The 15,552-nt window shown below is 42.2% G+C and carries 13 protein-coding genes; 1 reads left to right on the top strand and 12 read right to left on the bottom strand.

The window, feature by feature from the left end:
• Window positions 1-2 precede the first annotated feature (2 nt).
• The 11 genes from ACSAJE_RS05205 to ACSAJE_RS05255 all read right to left on the bottom strand — a co-directional run bounded on the left by ACSAJE_RS05205 (window position 3) and on the right by ACSAJE_RS05255 (window position 13,236).
• Window positions 3-1,307, bottom strand: a complete 1,305-nt coding sequence (locus ACSAJE_RS05205; protein WP_458009883.1) for a hypothetical protein — start codon at window positions 1,305-1,307, stop codon at window positions 3-5.
• A 34-nt stretch (window positions 1,308-1,341) separates the two neighbouring features.
• Window positions 1,342-2,775: a relaxase/mobilization nuclease domain-containing protein gene (locus ACSAJE_RS05210; protein WP_458009884.1), complete on the bottom strand. Its 1,434-nt coding sequence runs from the start codon at window positions 2,773-2,775 to the stop codon at window positions 1,342-1,344.
• The gene (locus ACSAJE_RS05215) at window positions 2,762-3,085 is read right to left on the bottom strand and encodes a plasmid mobilization protein (protein WP_458009885.1); all 324 of its coding nucleotides are present in this window, start codon (window positions 3,083-3,085) and stop codon (window positions 2,762-2,764) included. The genes ACSAJE_RS05210 and ACSAJE_RS05215 overlap by 14 nt, the downstream gene beginning before the upstream one ends.
• Window positions 3,085-3,594, bottom strand: a complete 510-nt coding sequence (locus ACSAJE_RS05220) for a multidrug transporter (RefSeq protein WP_458009886.1) — start codon at window positions 3,592-3,594, stop codon at window positions 3,085-3,087. Before ACSAJE_RS05220 ends, ACSAJE_RS05215 begins: the two co-directional genes overlap by 1 nt.
• Before the next feature lie 453 nt (window positions 3,595-4,047).
• The gene (locus ACSAJE_RS05225) at window positions 4,048-5,013 is read right to left on the bottom strand and encodes a DUF3991 domain-containing protein (protein WP_458009887.1); all 966 of its coding nucleotides are present in this window, start codon (window positions 5,011-5,013) and stop codon (window positions 4,048-4,050) included.
• Window positions 4,988-5,548, bottom strand: a complete 561-nt coding sequence (locus ACSAJE_RS05230; RefSeq protein WP_458009888.1) for a JAB domain-containing protein — start codon at window positions 5,546-5,548, stop codon at window positions 4,988-4,990. Before ACSAJE_RS05230 ends, ACSAJE_RS05225 begins: the two co-directional genes overlap by 26 nt.
• A gap of 119 nt (window positions 5,549-5,667) precedes the next feature.
• Window positions 5,668-6,669, bottom strand: coding sequence for a DUF5688 family protein (locus tag ACSAJE_RS05235; protein ID WP_458009889.1), 1,002 nt, complete (start codon window positions 6,667-6,669; stop codon window positions 5,668-5,670).
• Window positions 6,670-6,748: 79 nt separating this feature from the next.
• The gene (locus tag ACSAJE_RS05240; protein WP_458009890.1) at window positions 6,749-11,431 is read right to left on the bottom strand and encodes a SpaA isopeptide-forming pilin-related protein; all 4,683 of its coding nucleotides are present in this window, start codon (window positions 11,429-11,431) and stop codon (window positions 6,749-6,751) included.
• Between the two features lie 231 nt (window positions 11,432-11,662).
• Entirely contained in the window at window positions 11,663-11,848 is a 186-nt protein-coding gene (locus ACSAJE_RS05245; protein WP_458009891.1) for a hypothetical protein, read from the bottom strand.
• Between the two features lie 14 nt (window positions 11,849-11,862).
• Window positions 11,863-12,300, bottom strand: coding sequence for a hypothetical protein (locus tag ACSAJE_RS05250; protein WP_458009892.1), 438 nt, complete (start codon window positions 12,298-12,300; stop codon window positions 11,863-11,865).
• A 12-nt stretch (window positions 12,301-12,312) separates the two neighbouring features.
• Window positions 12,313-13,236, bottom strand: a complete 924-nt coding sequence (locus tag ACSAJE_RS05255; RefSeq protein ID WP_458009893.1) for a ParM/StbA family protein — start codon at window positions 13,234-13,236, stop codon at window positions 12,313-12,315.
• Window positions 13,237-13,895: 659 nt separating this feature from the next.
• Here ACSAJE_RS05255 and ACSAJE_RS05260 point away from each other — a divergent pair.
• A complete protein-coding gene (locus ACSAJE_RS05260; RefSeq protein ID WP_458009894.1) occupies window positions 13,896-14,450 on the top strand; it encodes a helix-turn-helix domain-containing protein in 555 nt (184 codons plus the stop codon).
• Between the two features lie 903 nt (window positions 14,451-15,353).
• Here ACSAJE_RS05260 and ACSAJE_RS05265 read toward each other — a convergent pair.
• On the bottom strand, window positions 15,354-15,542 hold the full coding sequence (locus tag ACSAJE_RS05265; RefSeq protein ID WP_458009895.1) for a UDP-N-acetylenolpyruvoylglucosamine reductase: 189 nt from the start codon (window positions 15,540-15,542) through the stop codon (window positions 15,354-15,356).
• Window positions 15,543-15,552: the final 10 nt, after the last annotated feature.

Here is a 15,552-nt window from a genome sequence, read left to right on the forward strand (position 1 = left end):
TCCTACTGGTACATCTTATCTGCAAGCAGGATCTGAATCGCCTGCGCCATCTCTTCCACATCAAAGCCACTGTTTATGATGTCCGACACTTCCGTATCCGTAAGACCGGACTCAATCGCTACCTGAATCTGTTCCATCTGGCTTTTGGAAAGGTCTGCTTCTTTCATCTGCTGGATCAGGTTATATTTGGCTTTACTGCGAAAACACTTCTTCCCGGCAAGGGCTAACAGATGCTCCGGTCCTTTCTTACGGATGTGTTCTATCTGCACGATCTGTGTTCCCCCATAACGGTTTGGAACAACTGCCTGATAACCAGCCTGACATCCTGGTGTCTTTTTCTTTTCTTCTGCTACGCCCTCATTTACAGGAACCGTCCGCTCCACATTCTCCACAGACTGCGTCTGATAAGTCTGGTTCAAAAGCTGTCGCTCCAGCTCTCTGCTATCCCTTTCTTTGATCTGTTTTTCCAGTTCCCCGATCGTCCGCTTCATTTCTTCCATCTCCTTTCGCAGATTTCGTGATTCCCGCAAAGCATCATCTCTCTCATCAAGGATCTGGTTTTTCTGCTTTCGATACTCATCCATTTCCTGATCCATACTTTCACGAAGTTTAGAAACCGACTGATTCTCCTCCTGCATCTGCTCCAGTTTTCTGGTAAGCTCTGCTTTTGTTTTCATCAGTTTGTTGAGCTGATCCTGCTGTGTGGAAAGTTCTGCTTCTTTTTGCTCCAGCTTTCCTTCATACTCCTTGCGGATGCTCTCCTCATCCACCGACTCAGTTTTTGGCATCTCATCCAGCTTTTTACTGACCTTCTCAATCAGCTCCGCATTCTGCGATAAAGCGGATAACTGTTCACTGATCGAATCAAGTACCTCTTTTACCTTTTCGTTTTCCTCCGGCACCGCCTGCTTTGCTTCTGCCAGACTATCCTTTACTGCCTGAAGTGCCTTACTGATTGCATGCGCTTTCATATCCGAAGTAACATTCTTCTCGATCACATCCACGGGAACCTCTGATGTGAAACGCAGGATTGTCTTAATCTGCTCTGCACTGTATCCTCCCTCTGCCAGATGTCTCACAAAATCTTCATTAACCTCATTCCTCAGTGCCTGTGATAACTGCTCTGCCTGTCCGGCAGAAAGCTTTACATCCATATAGATTGATACCTGCTTAAATGGCATCCCGTATTCTGACATATCATTTCTGGCAAGCTCGATCATTTCCTTAGAAAATCCCTGTGAACGCCATTTCTTAATAGCACTGCTGACATCAAATTCACTGGGACTTTTTAATACCTCATTCTCCATATTCTGTACCATCCTTTCCATAAAAAAAGACAACCTACCGTTTTGGCTGTCTGGTTTCTCTTTCTCTATTCTCAATCATCTTCTGCTCTCGCTGTTTTTCCATGCGATCCGTTAATTCTGTGATCATCTTTTCTGCAATTACTCGCCTTCGATGTACTGCCTGCCGCTTCTCATAATTCTCAGCGATCCGGTTATGGATTCCGTTCTGGATCATGTCTACCTGCTCTTTCGTATATCCCTGTTCTTTTAGTTTCTCCTTCAGGGATTCATAAGCATGATATTCCTTCTCAAAGAACTCATCCCCCTCCAGATAACTATGGTACGCAGGCTGTAACTGCTCCATCTCCTCTGCTGTCCGAAATAATCCTGAAAACCGCTTTTCTTCTTTACTAAGACTGCGCCGCTCCCGTCTGCTTTCTGCCTCTTTTTCCTTTAGGTTGCTGCAGGCAGCCACCAGTTCCGGCAATGTATGAATCTCATTCTCTACCAGAAACATATACTGCTCATGACATTCATTCAGCTTCCGGATCTCATTCTTATACTGCCAAGCCTTGCTGTAAGGAAGCCGTTTCAAATTACGAATCCTGCATACCTTCGCATAGTAGGTTTTCTGTATTCCGGTGAGCTTTGTTCTCGGCAAAAACTCATCTTCCGCAACCGTAAGAAGCCCTTTCTCTGATCTGTTTGCATAGGATTTCAGATCTTCCAAAGCAATTCTCTGTTCAATCCTATCCTCCGTATATTCTTCCCCCAGAGATTTACATCTGCAATACCGCTGCATACCCGGCGGTTTTACGGCAAGATATTTATTCTGCTTGATCTCGTATCCCATCTCTTTTAACATATCAAGAAATTCTTCCATATCATCGGACTGCAGGATACACGCATCCAGATCCCGCCGGATCATATCTCTCCAGATCAGCTTACCATCCCGAAACTCGTTCCAGTCCTTGTAATATTCATTCTTGTGCTGCCCTGCCATTTCAATCTCCATCGTGGCAAGACCATATTCCTCACACAAACGATTTGTGATCGGCTGGATCACCTTTGCCCAGTCTCCTTTTTCATAGCGGTACTTTCTTCCGGTAATACCATTCACGCTGTTAAAAATAATGTGTCCGTGTGTATGTGCCGTATTATCATGCACCGCATAGATCGCTTCATAGCCTTGACCAAGATATTCTTCCGCAAATTTTCGGATGATCTCGAAAGCAGTCCCTGGTTCCACATCTTCTTCCTCAAAAGAAATGATGATGTGATACCCCTGCCTTTTATCTGTCTTTCCAAACTTCTGCTTTGTTGCAAGCATCTGGTCAAATGCCTTTTCCGGCTGACAGTTAATCCCCGTTACATAACGCATATTTTGCGTCTTGTTCGGATCTATAATATAAGTAATTGCCGTCTGTAAATGTCTCCCGGCAAACTTTCTCCCACAGTCATTGATCGTAAGAATCTTAGTGATAGCCACAGTCGTCCACCACCTTTGCCAGCGTTTCATTCAAACGCCGCATATAGGCAATGAGTCTTTCCTTATCCGCAGTACGATACAGATTAGAGTTATTATTAAACACAATCTCATTGATGTTGACTCCGATCCGGTTGACCTCATTGATCAACACCTTGATTCCACCACGGATCTCCGGATAATCACTGGGCTGCTGTGTGATCAGCAAGCGGAAATAATCGGATTCTGTCATTCCCGCTTCTTCTGCCTTTTTACGAAAAGCAGCGGCATCATCTATCGTCAGACGATAATGCTTTACCACATCTTTCGCCATCAGCGCTTCCTCCCTTCTTCCCTATGTGCTGCATCCTGATACTTCATATCTTCATGGACCGCTAATGCTTCCGGCATCTGTCCTCCCGCCTGCCCGATCATGGCTCTCGCAACATTTCTCACATCACGACCATAAATTGTCTGGGCAAACATTTGATTCAATGCCGTCTCATCCTCCTTCAGTGCATCATAGGTAAACTTATATTCACAATATTCCGCAAAATCTTTCGGATGATCGACAACTGCCCTTGCTTCCTCTAACTGTTCATAATTCCATTCACAGACCAGATCAATTACCTCATCCATGGTATAAGGAACACGCTGACCGTTTTCTTCTGAAATATCCACACGCATCAGCTTTCCATCATCCAATGTGAGCATAAAATCATGCCCCTGCATATAGCCAAGAATCACTTGTGCATCCTCTTTGGAAAGTTTGATCTCTGACTGCAGTGCGTTGATCGTGATCAAAAGCTCCGACGGTTGTTTGATCTCATATACATCGCTCATCTTCCGGTACACCTCCTTTTCTTTATCCGTGCCAACTTTCAGGTTACATTTCCGTGGGAATTCGGAAACCACGCCTTTGTGGTTTCGCCAGATACGCATTTTGTGTCACAAAATGCCAGCAAAAAAAGATTTTGGCTGTCTGGTTAGGGGAGTCCCCCCTAAAACCCCCATATTTCTCACGAAAGATTCCAAATGATATAGGAAATGCTATCAAAATTCCCAAAATATATAGAATCTGATAGCATTTTTCCTTAAAAGATATAATAAGTGATAGCATTCTCATCACCCGGATTTGTTCGTGATATAGTTTTTGATAGCAAAATCCAAAAAAAATATAGTTTCTGCTATCAGCTTTTCTCAAAATATATAACTTTTGATAGCACACATTCTTCCTGTTTCCGGCAGATATATAGTTTTTGCTATCTTTTTTCAGAAATGATATAGAAAGTGCTATCATTTGAAGCATTTTTCTATAGGATTTGATAGCATCTTACTTTTCCGCTCAGAAACAAGCCATTCATTCACATCTTTATATTGGGATGGGACAATTCCACCCGATACTAAATATCCAAGCCCTTTGTACTTTTCCATCATCTGCTGTTCTGCCTTCTGTCCGGGTTCATCATTATCCAAACAAAAACTGATCTTGCGGATAGCCGGATAATCTTTGAGATATCTGTCCAAAGGAACATCTGCAACCATTCCAAGTGCAAGCAGGTCACATTGCTTATCCGGATAGATCGTCATATAGCTTAAAAGATCAATCGACGCTTCAAACACCACGATCTCAATACATGCCTCCCGGTGTAAATGAAATCCATACTGTTTGTCGTTACCCTCCACATCACACTTAAAGCTCTTGCCATTCCGGTCAAACACTCCCCGCATACTGGCAAACTTCGGAGTACCGCTTGCATCCGTCCCCACAAATACCACATTGTGATAATTCTTTGCTTCATAAAGGATGCCGGCTTTCACAAAATGATCTACCACCTCTTTAGCAATTCCTCTCTGATTCACCAGATAGTCATACAGATAAGCATTGCTCCCGGCATACTCCGGAAGTACAAACTTTTTTCTTTCCTCTGCTGCAATCCCGTTTGATAAGATAACACCATGCAATGTTTCCTTGGATTCCAGTCTTTTGTATCCGGTAAAATCAAGGAGCCAGAACACGGCTTCTTTTACATCCATTCCTGCAAACACCCGTAAGAAATCAATCTGGCTTCCGCCATTCTTTCCTTTCTCATACCTTCTGGACCATCGAAACCAATGTGTCCGGTTATAGATCCGGATGGAATCCATTTCCTTTAAGGTGTGGTACTTCCCGATCCGCCGGACGGTATATCCCAGATGAGACGCCACAGCACATAAGTCTACCGACTTTGCGATTCTAAGTTCTTCCTCCGTGAATCTCATGAGCATTTTCTCCTTTCTCCGCAACAAGCTGTTCATTCCAGTCCATGAAATGATAATCCTCTGCCAGATGAATACATGGATTCTTCATAATGCCCTTTTCCCGAAAGCTGAAATATTCCTTATTATCGCCTCCCACGATGATATGGTCCATCAATGGAATCCCGACAAGACCGGTTACCTTCTGCATCCGGTCCGTAAGCCGGATATCATCCTTGGATGGTGTCAGATCACCGGAAGGGTGGTTGTGCACCATGATCAATCTGGCAGCGTTTGATAAAATACTGGCTTTGAGCATGTCTCGCGGATTTACTACGGAATAATCCAGTGTACCGGCACTGACAAAACTGCAGTTGATTGGTGTACCATCTGCTTTTAAGTTAATGACGCAGACCAGCTCCCGATCCATATCACAAAGCACCTCACCAACCAGATGAACGGCAGCCTGCGGGCTGTTAAGCTTCTGAGCCGAATAAATGGGAGCATCTCTTACAAGCCGGATACTTACTACATCCAGCTTAAAAGCATCACGACTCATCCTCTGTCACCTCTTCTTTCGGAAACTCTACCGTCACCACCGTATCTTCCGGCTGACTCTGTAACAGTTTCTTTAATTCCTCTACACTGTATCCACTCTGATCTGACATTGTCTGCCTCCTATCTCGCCGGACCTTCCTTTTCATAGATCATCGGCGGCTCTGCAATAACACCGTCTAACCCCTTTTCCGGCACATCTGTGGCAAGCTCCAGCTTTCTGAGATCCTTATCATAATGGTATACATTATTGGACAGCCGCTCATCCAAGGTAACAGCAGTCATATTGACATCGTGAACCATTTGTGCCAAATACTCCGGAGCTCCCATCTCTACAGATACTGCGATGGTTTCATGGATAGAGGAAGGGAGCAAATATAGATCCGTTCCTATCTGCTCTGCCAGTTTATGAAGATTCTCCTCATATAACATGGATGCCGCTCCATTTATTCCCATCTCATTCGTGATCACCCACAAGTTTTTCTCCGGAGGTATCTCATCAAACACTCCCATAGATTCCAGCAATTCTTGTGGCATTCCATCTTCGACTGCCAGATCTGCCATCACTTCCTGCATTGACTTTACTCTTGGTGGGCAGATACGCTTTGTATTCTCCACCGCATGCTGAAATAACTCTTCCTCTGTAAATCCACGAGCTGCTGCAAAATCATTGGTAATGATCATACTCTGCATTCCATCCCTGTCCATATTCACCACCCATCTGTAGATCACAGACAGATCCTGAAATCTTCTGTTGGGAACATCTTTTAAGAGTTCCTCATTCTGTGTGGAATTGACTAAACAAAGGACCACATTGTCCTGAATCTTGTCAGCATCAAGCACCGGATTTACTTTGCTCATCTCTTTCGTAGCTTCCACAACCGCATCTGCTACTTCCGCCAAAGTCGTCTGGATATCCTCATTCTGCTGATAATGCTCATACATCTCCTCCAGATAAATGTTAGGCGCTTTATTGTGATCCGGCAGCATTACCGTCAATGCATATAATGTCCGATTCACTTTTGGTACTGCATGCACAGATACGGATGCCTCTTTATATTCTGCCGGAAGTGAATTTAAGATATTGTCTTTCACTACTTCCTGAAACATATTAAAATCCATCATATAATTATCATTCCTTTCTCAAATAAACAGGAGAGGTTATTATCATAGCCTCTCCCTAAACAATCCATATGAAGTTTTATCAAACTTTTCTTCTTTTCCTTCTACGGTTCAGATAAATACCCGCACCGATCAGAAGTCCTCCTGCTACACCAAACATCCAAGGCTTATAACCTCCACCGGTCTGTGGAAGTTTCGGCTTCTCCGGCTTATTCTTCAGCTTCAGTGTATAAACCACATTCTCCACGGCACTGTCATCATACTGAAGCAGCACTTCGTGCGGTGTCGTGTCGATCACATACCCTTTCGCAGCCTTTGTCTCTACGACATAATAAGGAATATCTTTCTCGAAGTTCCCCTCTTCATCGTAAGTGCCGATATCAAGCAGATCGGTTTTAGCATATCCCTTTTTGTCTGTGATAAGTTTTGCAAGCACTTTTCCATCTTTATTACGAAGTTCAAACTCTACTCCCTTGATCGGAGACTTTGTCTTACTGTCCGTTTTATAGATTTCAACTGCTCCCTTCACTCTTTCATCAGACATTGCAACCTTTTGGATCTCCCCGGTTTCTTCTACCGTAAATTCCACCTCATTGGCGATCAGATAACCATATGGAGAAGCAGTTTCCTTCAAGGTGTAATCCCCTGCCGGGATTGCTTCTAACTGGTGCGGCTTTCCATCGGTTACCCAGGATGCATACACCTCGCCATCGGAGTCAATCACCTCTAAAGTTGCACCTTTTAATTCTTTTTCGGTTGTAATATCCGTTTTAGATACTTCTACAATGATCGGTGTCTCTTCAACCGTGATCTCTTTTTCAAGAACTGCCGTCAAAGGATCTTTATAGGTAAAGTCCACATCGTAGACCGTATCATCCATCACATAGCCTTCCGGAGATTCCACTTCTTTTACATAGTAGTTTGCCAGAGGAAGATCTGCTGCAAAGATTGCCTGTCCGCTGGCAGTAGTCACTGCAGTATCCACCATTGTGTCCGCCTTTACCGCAACTTCACCGTTTACATCAAGAATGTCCTCCTTCGTAAATACACCATAAGTTGCACCCTCTACCGGATTCTTTGTCACACCATCTGTTTTGATCACACTGAGTTTTGTCTTTACTCTCTCATTCACAAAATCAGCATTTCCATAAACCACATCTGTATGGTCATCCTTATAAGTGAGCTCTACCGGGAATGGCTCCTCGCAAAGCACAAATCCCTTTGGTGCTTCGATCTCAACTACCTGATACTTGCCAAGCGGAAGATCCTCCATAGATGCTTCCCCGTTCTCATCGGTAGTCAGCGTGGCAACAACCGCTCCTGCAGATGCCGGAACACCATTGATCATTTCCAGTGTGCGTTTTCCGTTCTCATCTTTCTGATGATCCGGTGTGTAAATATCCTCGGCTGCGATCAACTGGAATACAGCCCCCGCAAGATTCTGTTCCTCATAGATAAAATCAAGACTTCGATCCTCTTGATCAATGGCACTCATAATACGGTCAACGATCGTATCATACTCTGTACCGGTAAGTACCTCACCGGCTTTGGTAATACTGATACTTCCCTTTACCGGAGTATCTTCAATCACAACTTCGATCACAGGATCACCATCACTGTCCTCTTCCACCTTTACGGCTCCATCCTTTTCCACCACGAAAGGAAACTCTTCCTCGGAAATCAGATAGCCATTCGGAGCAGTGATCTCTTCAACCTGATAATTGCCATATTTCAGTTTCAACGGAGTGGTGATCGTTCCGGAATCATCGGTTGTAAATTCACTCACTTTATCCTTTCCAACCTTCTGTTCCACATACTCATCGGTATCTGTATTCCTAATCTTGAACGTAACACCGGAAAGACAGATCGTGCTGCCACTTTCTGCATCCTTTTTGACCATCCGGATATATGCTTTAAATGGTGCATCGTTTAAGATCCGGTATCTCTGCGGTGTTCTGGAATCCTCTGTCACCTCGACCGTAAAATCATCCGTCTTATACAGATTGTGAGGTACTTTCGTCTCCTTCACAAGATATGTTCCATATGGAAGTTCCTTAGAGCAGGCATAGCCTTTCTCATCAGTGACCAGAGTATCATAGACCTTAGCCGCATCCCATCCCACCTTATCAATCTCAGACTGAAGCTTTACGGTAAATTCTGCACCTTCCACATAATCCGTCTCCGTATCATCCCCATCGGTTGATACTTTGATGATCTCAAATGGCTGCTTCTTTACTGTTTCCACCACATGACGGGTAACAGAAATGTTCTGGTGTGTATTCGGCTCTTTGGAATAGTCAACCTCATACTTTGTTTCATCAAGCAGATATCCTTCACTTGGCTCAATCTCCTGAATATAATACTTCCCATAATAGAGATTTCCAAAGTTAAAATTTCCTGCTTCATCTGTCCTCACCGTTGCAAGAAGTGCACCTGCATTTGCCGGTGTTCCGGTACTGTAAAAATCCGTCCCCGCAGTCGATGTGATGTTATCGTTTCCGGCATAGGATACGATTCCTCTGCCATCCGGATAATTCACAGTTTCCAATGCATACAGTCCATAGGTTGCACCGAAAAGTCTGGCATCCCCCTGTGGATCAGAAGTTTCTTTGTCTTTCTTATCAACGGATACATCACAGCGGATCGGTGTATTGGTCATTTCCACCGTATCGAATGAACCATAATCCGGCTTTACTTCCCATACCTTTCCATCATCACGGTATCCATCCGGGACAACCACCTCTTTCACATAATACACATCCTGCTGTTTCACAAACTTCTCAGATGCAGCCCCGTCCAGATCTTCATCATAATAAAATACCGGTACTTCTGCTCCGGTATCACCATTCATCAATACCCTCTGGGTGCAGGCAGCATCCTTAAACACGGCAAAGCCGGCACCTTTGACAACATTACCAGACTCGGAATCCGTCTTCTGTACGAGAACACCTACCGTTTCCGGTGTCTCCTTTGCCTCAAAAGTTTTTCCGGCTTTTGTAACCTTTCCACTCTCATCATACTGTGTAAAATACTCCAGACCGATTTCATACACATTTTCATCCACCTGATAACCATCCGGTGCTTTTACTTCCTTCAGGTAATACTTGGATTCTGTCAACACCTCAACACCGGATGCTGCCAAACCGTCTGAATTGGTAACATTCAGTTTACACAACAGGTCCGTGCAGGCACTATCCTCATAAAGATAATACTTTGCTCCAGCTACCGGAGTTCCTTTGTAAGAATCTGTCTTATGAAGCTGAAAACTTCCCAGCTTGTAGTTTGATGTTACCTTAACTGTCGCTTCATCCGATTTCTGATCTATAAACTCCTCCAAAAATGTGATCTTCTGCTGAGACACAACGGTCGGTGTCCACTTGGAACCGCCCTTTTCATCACTGTATGCTTTTGCCCTTACTTTGATGGTACTGTCATTCTTCGTGATCTTATCCATCGCCGTCTGATTACAGTACAGATAAAAATTGGATGATGCCTTGGACGCATCCGTCTGTGCCACACAGATATCGTACTTCTTCAGATCATTTTCATCATCAATCTTGGATGCATCCGTTTTGATCTCGCCTGTGGTAAGACCTGCCGGAGCACCGCTGATCGTGTATTTAATGTTTTTGATCGTCCCCTTCTTCGTGCGGACAAACTTCTCCTTACTGCGGTATAACCCGTCAGCCACCTTTTCCCATTTACTCTTCGCCGGAGAAATAGAGTAGCTGATCGACTTGGTAAGTCCGTTGTCATTGTAATCATCTGTGCTGTATTTCTTTGCATCCGTTACCAATGCAGAAATCTTTGCATATGTTCCGGTATTGCCTTTACCATAGTAACTGAGCTTTACCTCCCCATTCAGCACATGGATTGCTGCACCGGTAATGAAGTAATCTTCTGTCGCATGTCCGGAAGAATACTTGCTGTTGTGACAGGTTTTATTTAACTCTCTCACACCGTTCACCAGACAATAGGTGATCTCTGGCTTCACTTTCTTCGTACTGCTGGATTTGCTCACTGTTCCGTTTGTTGTCTTTTTATTCAGATCCAGACAATAAACAGAGTGGTGGTAATAATCCCCGGACTCCGAAATATATTTAACCCCCATGGAACGACCACAAAACTTTGCATAACCGGAAAATCCCACTTTCATGGAATCTTTACCATCTTTCGTTCCTGTTGCCGGTGCTGCCTTCAGCATGGCAGCCGGTGCTCTCTGAATGGATAATCCCTTTACGATCTGCGTATCAAGGTCAATATATTCCGTATCTTCACTTCCGGGGGCAGGCTCCTCGTCATCAGCAGTTTCCTTAGTATCCTCTGTCGGCGCTGCTTCTGTGTTATCTGTCTGCTCCGTAGTGATTTCTTTCACTGCGATGGTTCTATGCACCAGATAGGCATCCTTTCCGCTGACAGGTTCAACCTTATAGTAAGTATCATAATCACCCGGCTTGTCTGCATCGAATCTTCCCTGATCCGGATAATAGCTTACTGCCACTTTCTCCTGCTCATAAACGATTCCTTCCATATCATTCTCAATATCAAATCCATAGCCGGCGGCGATCACAATATCCCCAGCCGTTACCACTTCATCTTCATCAAGGTCAGTACGGACATCGGCATCATACACTGCAAGCGTCTTTGTATCCTTCTCCTCATCGGAACCGGAAGCAAACACATTACTGCTTGGAAGTGCAGCTCCAACCGTAAGAACCGCAGCCATCATCATCGCAACTGCTCGCTTAAAAATCTTCTTATTCATTCGCTGTTCCTCACTTTCTGAAATATTCTCTGTGCGAATCATTTTTCCCACCATTCACCAGAGATTGTGAGGATTCTCCCCGACTCTCCGGCGAAAAAAAGGCATGCTTTTTACCCATCAAGTCGGTTCGCACAACCAACTTCCCTTATTCCATTGTAATATAATCAATCAGCCGTTTTCCTGTTACAGCTTCTATATAAAGAATCATTCTGATCATCTTCATCATGGCTGTCACCTCCTCTCCATTCGTCCACAGCTAAGAATCAATAACATAACCTTCAAAATGTAACAGCTAATAAGAAAAATGATCTTAAGGATCTCCAAAACTGCAAGCAGTAAATGCAATCCCAGCCATGCACCTCCCTTTATCACCGATAAAAGAAAAACCATTATTGTACTGATCACTCTTCTTACCATAACCATCCCTCCGATCATGCCCATTTCATTACATTGTCTACCATTTCCTCTGTAACTTCATCTTCCTTTTTCGTTCCAGTTTCCTTTACCGTTTCCTTTTCAATAGGAGCACTCTGTACCACCGCTGGTTGTCGCACCATTGCAGTCATCATTGTGTCCGCTAAATGAACAACGAAATCCTGATACAGCTCCTTGCGAAGTTCTTCTCGTATCCGATTCTCCATGACCTCCAGTTCTTCACTCGTTACATATTTCTTTTTCTCATCCTCATCTGCAGTTTCCATCCCCTCCGACAACCTGCAGATATAAGATTCGATTGCTTCCATGATAAACTGTGTCTTGGATTTGTATAAATCTCTGTCCAGATTATTTAATATTCTCAATACCTTTACATGCTGCGGATTATCCGGACTAAAACGAAGGCAAAACTGTTCATACTGTTGGCGTCCCATTACAATCCCCCCCTATCCAGCTCGATGAATCACTCTCTCAAGATAAATCTTACCGAGATAATCAAAGCCTTTCGCATTTGCCCGGATATCTTCAATGTATCTGACATTTCTCTGCTGCATCTGTCCAAACCGTTTCATTACCGTTGCACCACCGCCCACAAAGATGATCGGTGTCAGATCCATGTTGTAACCAAGCTCTCTGATATAATTTGTGATCGTCTCACAATACTTGTGAAGTTCTTCCAGAATGATGTCCTTGTACTGATCCGGCAAATCGTCTGCTCCATTAAGCATTACCTGCTGAATGTCATACTCATCCACTTCTGAATTAAGCTTTCTGACACATTCCTTATTGATCTGTTGAATACAAGTAATAATACCGGAGTTCTTTGTCACACAAACCGATTCGTCCGGACTTTGATTGATGATCGGCATCAGATCAACAGTCCATGAACCAATGTCAACAACAAGCACCTTTGCCGGAAATCCACTGATCTGACTGGCAACCGCCGCAAAACACTGTGGATACACCGAAATCCGTTCAATCGTAATATGATACTGCTTTTTCTCATACTTAAATGTTACTTCCCGGTTCTGATCCAGATACTTGATAAATGCCTCCTTCTCTTTGCCAAAACGGGTAAGAGGAAGTCCCACTGCCCAGTAGACATTAGCAGTTCTCTTTCCAAGCCGGTCTAACTCTTTGGCTGTCGCAGCTAATGAAAGCAGATAATAATTTTGATCCTCTACCTTGCTGTCCTTGACCTTTAATCGCTCGCTTCCGACCTTATAATACTTTCCATCTTTCTCCAAGACATTTTCAAACAATGCCGGCTCCGTGGTAATCTCACGAATCCCGGAAGTAAAAGTTTCATGTACTGTTTTCATATTTGACCAGCCGTGGTCAATAGCAATAACTATTGTATTTTTATCCATAATGATCCTCCTTTTCTCTTGCATAGGTATTTCTTCATTTTACAAAATCATGTATGTATGCGTGATTTCTCACATCCTCGTCGCCCGCATACTGGGAACTGCTGCTCGGCTGCTCTCGCATTCACAACACCCTGATCAATCAGAATGATTTCCTCTTCTGCCATTTTGAGGATAGGGACATTTTTCATATCCCCCGTGGTTCATTATCCATCCGCCACATATCTGTCGCACTCGCTAAGCACCTTCACCGTTAAGTTCCTCGATTCTCATCGCAAATTATGACTGCATTGTCTGACAGTGTACCGGATTTTTACCGAAATAAGTTATACTTCAGCAGTTGATATTCAATTGTCCCGGTGTATCACAACACCGTACCCATATAGTAAACTACTTATTCTGACTTGGTTATACACACAAATGGTAATTCTGTGATACAACTTACCATCAAATGGTAAATAACGATTTATCATCTTCAATTCAGCAAAACACGAATTTTTTCTTCGTGTTTTGTATTATACAAAAAAGAACATATGTTTGTCAATCTGTTTGACATATAAACTTATAATTCGTCATTGACTTTTATTTTTTTCTGTCATATCCTATAATTATTAATTTTTCACTCTTTACCCACATTAAATTTTCGTGAAAGGAATTATAACATGCAAGAAGAACTATTAAACCAAAAAGAAATTGCAAAAAACCTTAAGAAAATACGAAAAACACAAAAGATAACACAAAAACAATTAGGTGCATTGATTGGAAAGAGCGAACGCACTATCCAAAATTATGAAGCTGGCAAAATTGATTTTGATACCAACCTCCTCAGAATATTGGCTTCCGCATTGCAAATCAACTGGACAATGTTGCTTCATTCAGATACAACATCTATCCAAAATCTAACTAAAAGAAGCAATCCTACATTAAGAACTCTAGGAGATGTATTTAGCGTCCTACTCCAAATTCAGCAATCTGGAAACCTCTCATTAGAATTGGATATCACCAAACCACCGACATCCCCTCAATGGAAATCATATCTTTCCATTGCTGGTAAAGGAAACTCCTGCTATGATGCTGATTTTTGCTTATTTATAGAAGATTGGATCACTAAAAAAACACAACTAGATAACAACGAATTATCTTTCGAAGAATACATGATATGGCAGGAAGAGGTGATTAGATATTATTCGAAAAATATATTAAACATCCAAAAATAAATTTGTAATTTTGGCATAATCGAATTATGATTGTTGTTATAAAGAAATGCAACTAACATAAATGTAGCATTTCTTTGATAACAGCAAAAAACAAATGTTCTATCTATACAATAAGATTATAATATGTTAATATTTTGATGAGGTGGAATACCTATCCAAAAGATAGGTGCGTATCTATATAAATAGATACTGGGAACCATACAATATCTAAATATGACCGTTGTTTACGTTAACAGTACCGGGTATGTCACTTGTTGTTTGCGATTTTTGCGAGGAGGGACTGCCTATGAAGAATCTTATTAAATTTGTCGAAGCATTAACAGATTTCATTCTTGTTCTTGCTGTAGCAGAATGTCTTATGCATTTTGCTGCCATTTAATTAATTCTTTAATTTAGTGAGTATGGTGGGAATATTATACATCTTTACATAACCAAAAAGATTATAGCATAGCTATAATCTTTTTTTATCATAAGGAAACTATTTACATTTAACCTTTTCGTCCTTATTTATTGGAGATTTAGGAGTACTCTAGTATATTAACCACTCATTGATTGATAAATCAGTATTCTATTGGAACAACATTCCATATTTAATTCGAATTAGCATCAAACCTATGTTCCTGCTACTCTCATAAATAAAGTAAAAGGCTCGCATCTTACTTTGGGTAATTGCCAACATAAAATAAAAACACCTACCTTCTCGCTAACTATTATAACAGATATTCAAGTAATATGAAGTCTATATTGAAATTAGTCACTTACACTTACAATAAAAAATATATTTTATATGAATTTTTTTTTAAACCTATACTCTTCTAAAACACCCCCTTCCAGAAGATAGTCAAGTAATACATTGGTATCAATCAGAATTTTACTTACCATATTTATCTTCCCTATAAGAAGCTAATTCTGCATTATCGGTAACCACCCCTTTTTGCATAACTGTTTCAATCTTGCAAAAGCTTCTTTCCTTGCTTTGTTAGAATCGTTGTACAAACCATTTTCCCCCTGCATACTCTGAATTACAAAGGACAAGTTATCTTCTATTATCTTTTCCAGTTCCTTTATAGCACTTTGTCTTAATGCAGTCATAGGTCATGCC

It is taken from the genome of Jutongia sp. SJQ-6 (genome assembly GCF_054161275.1).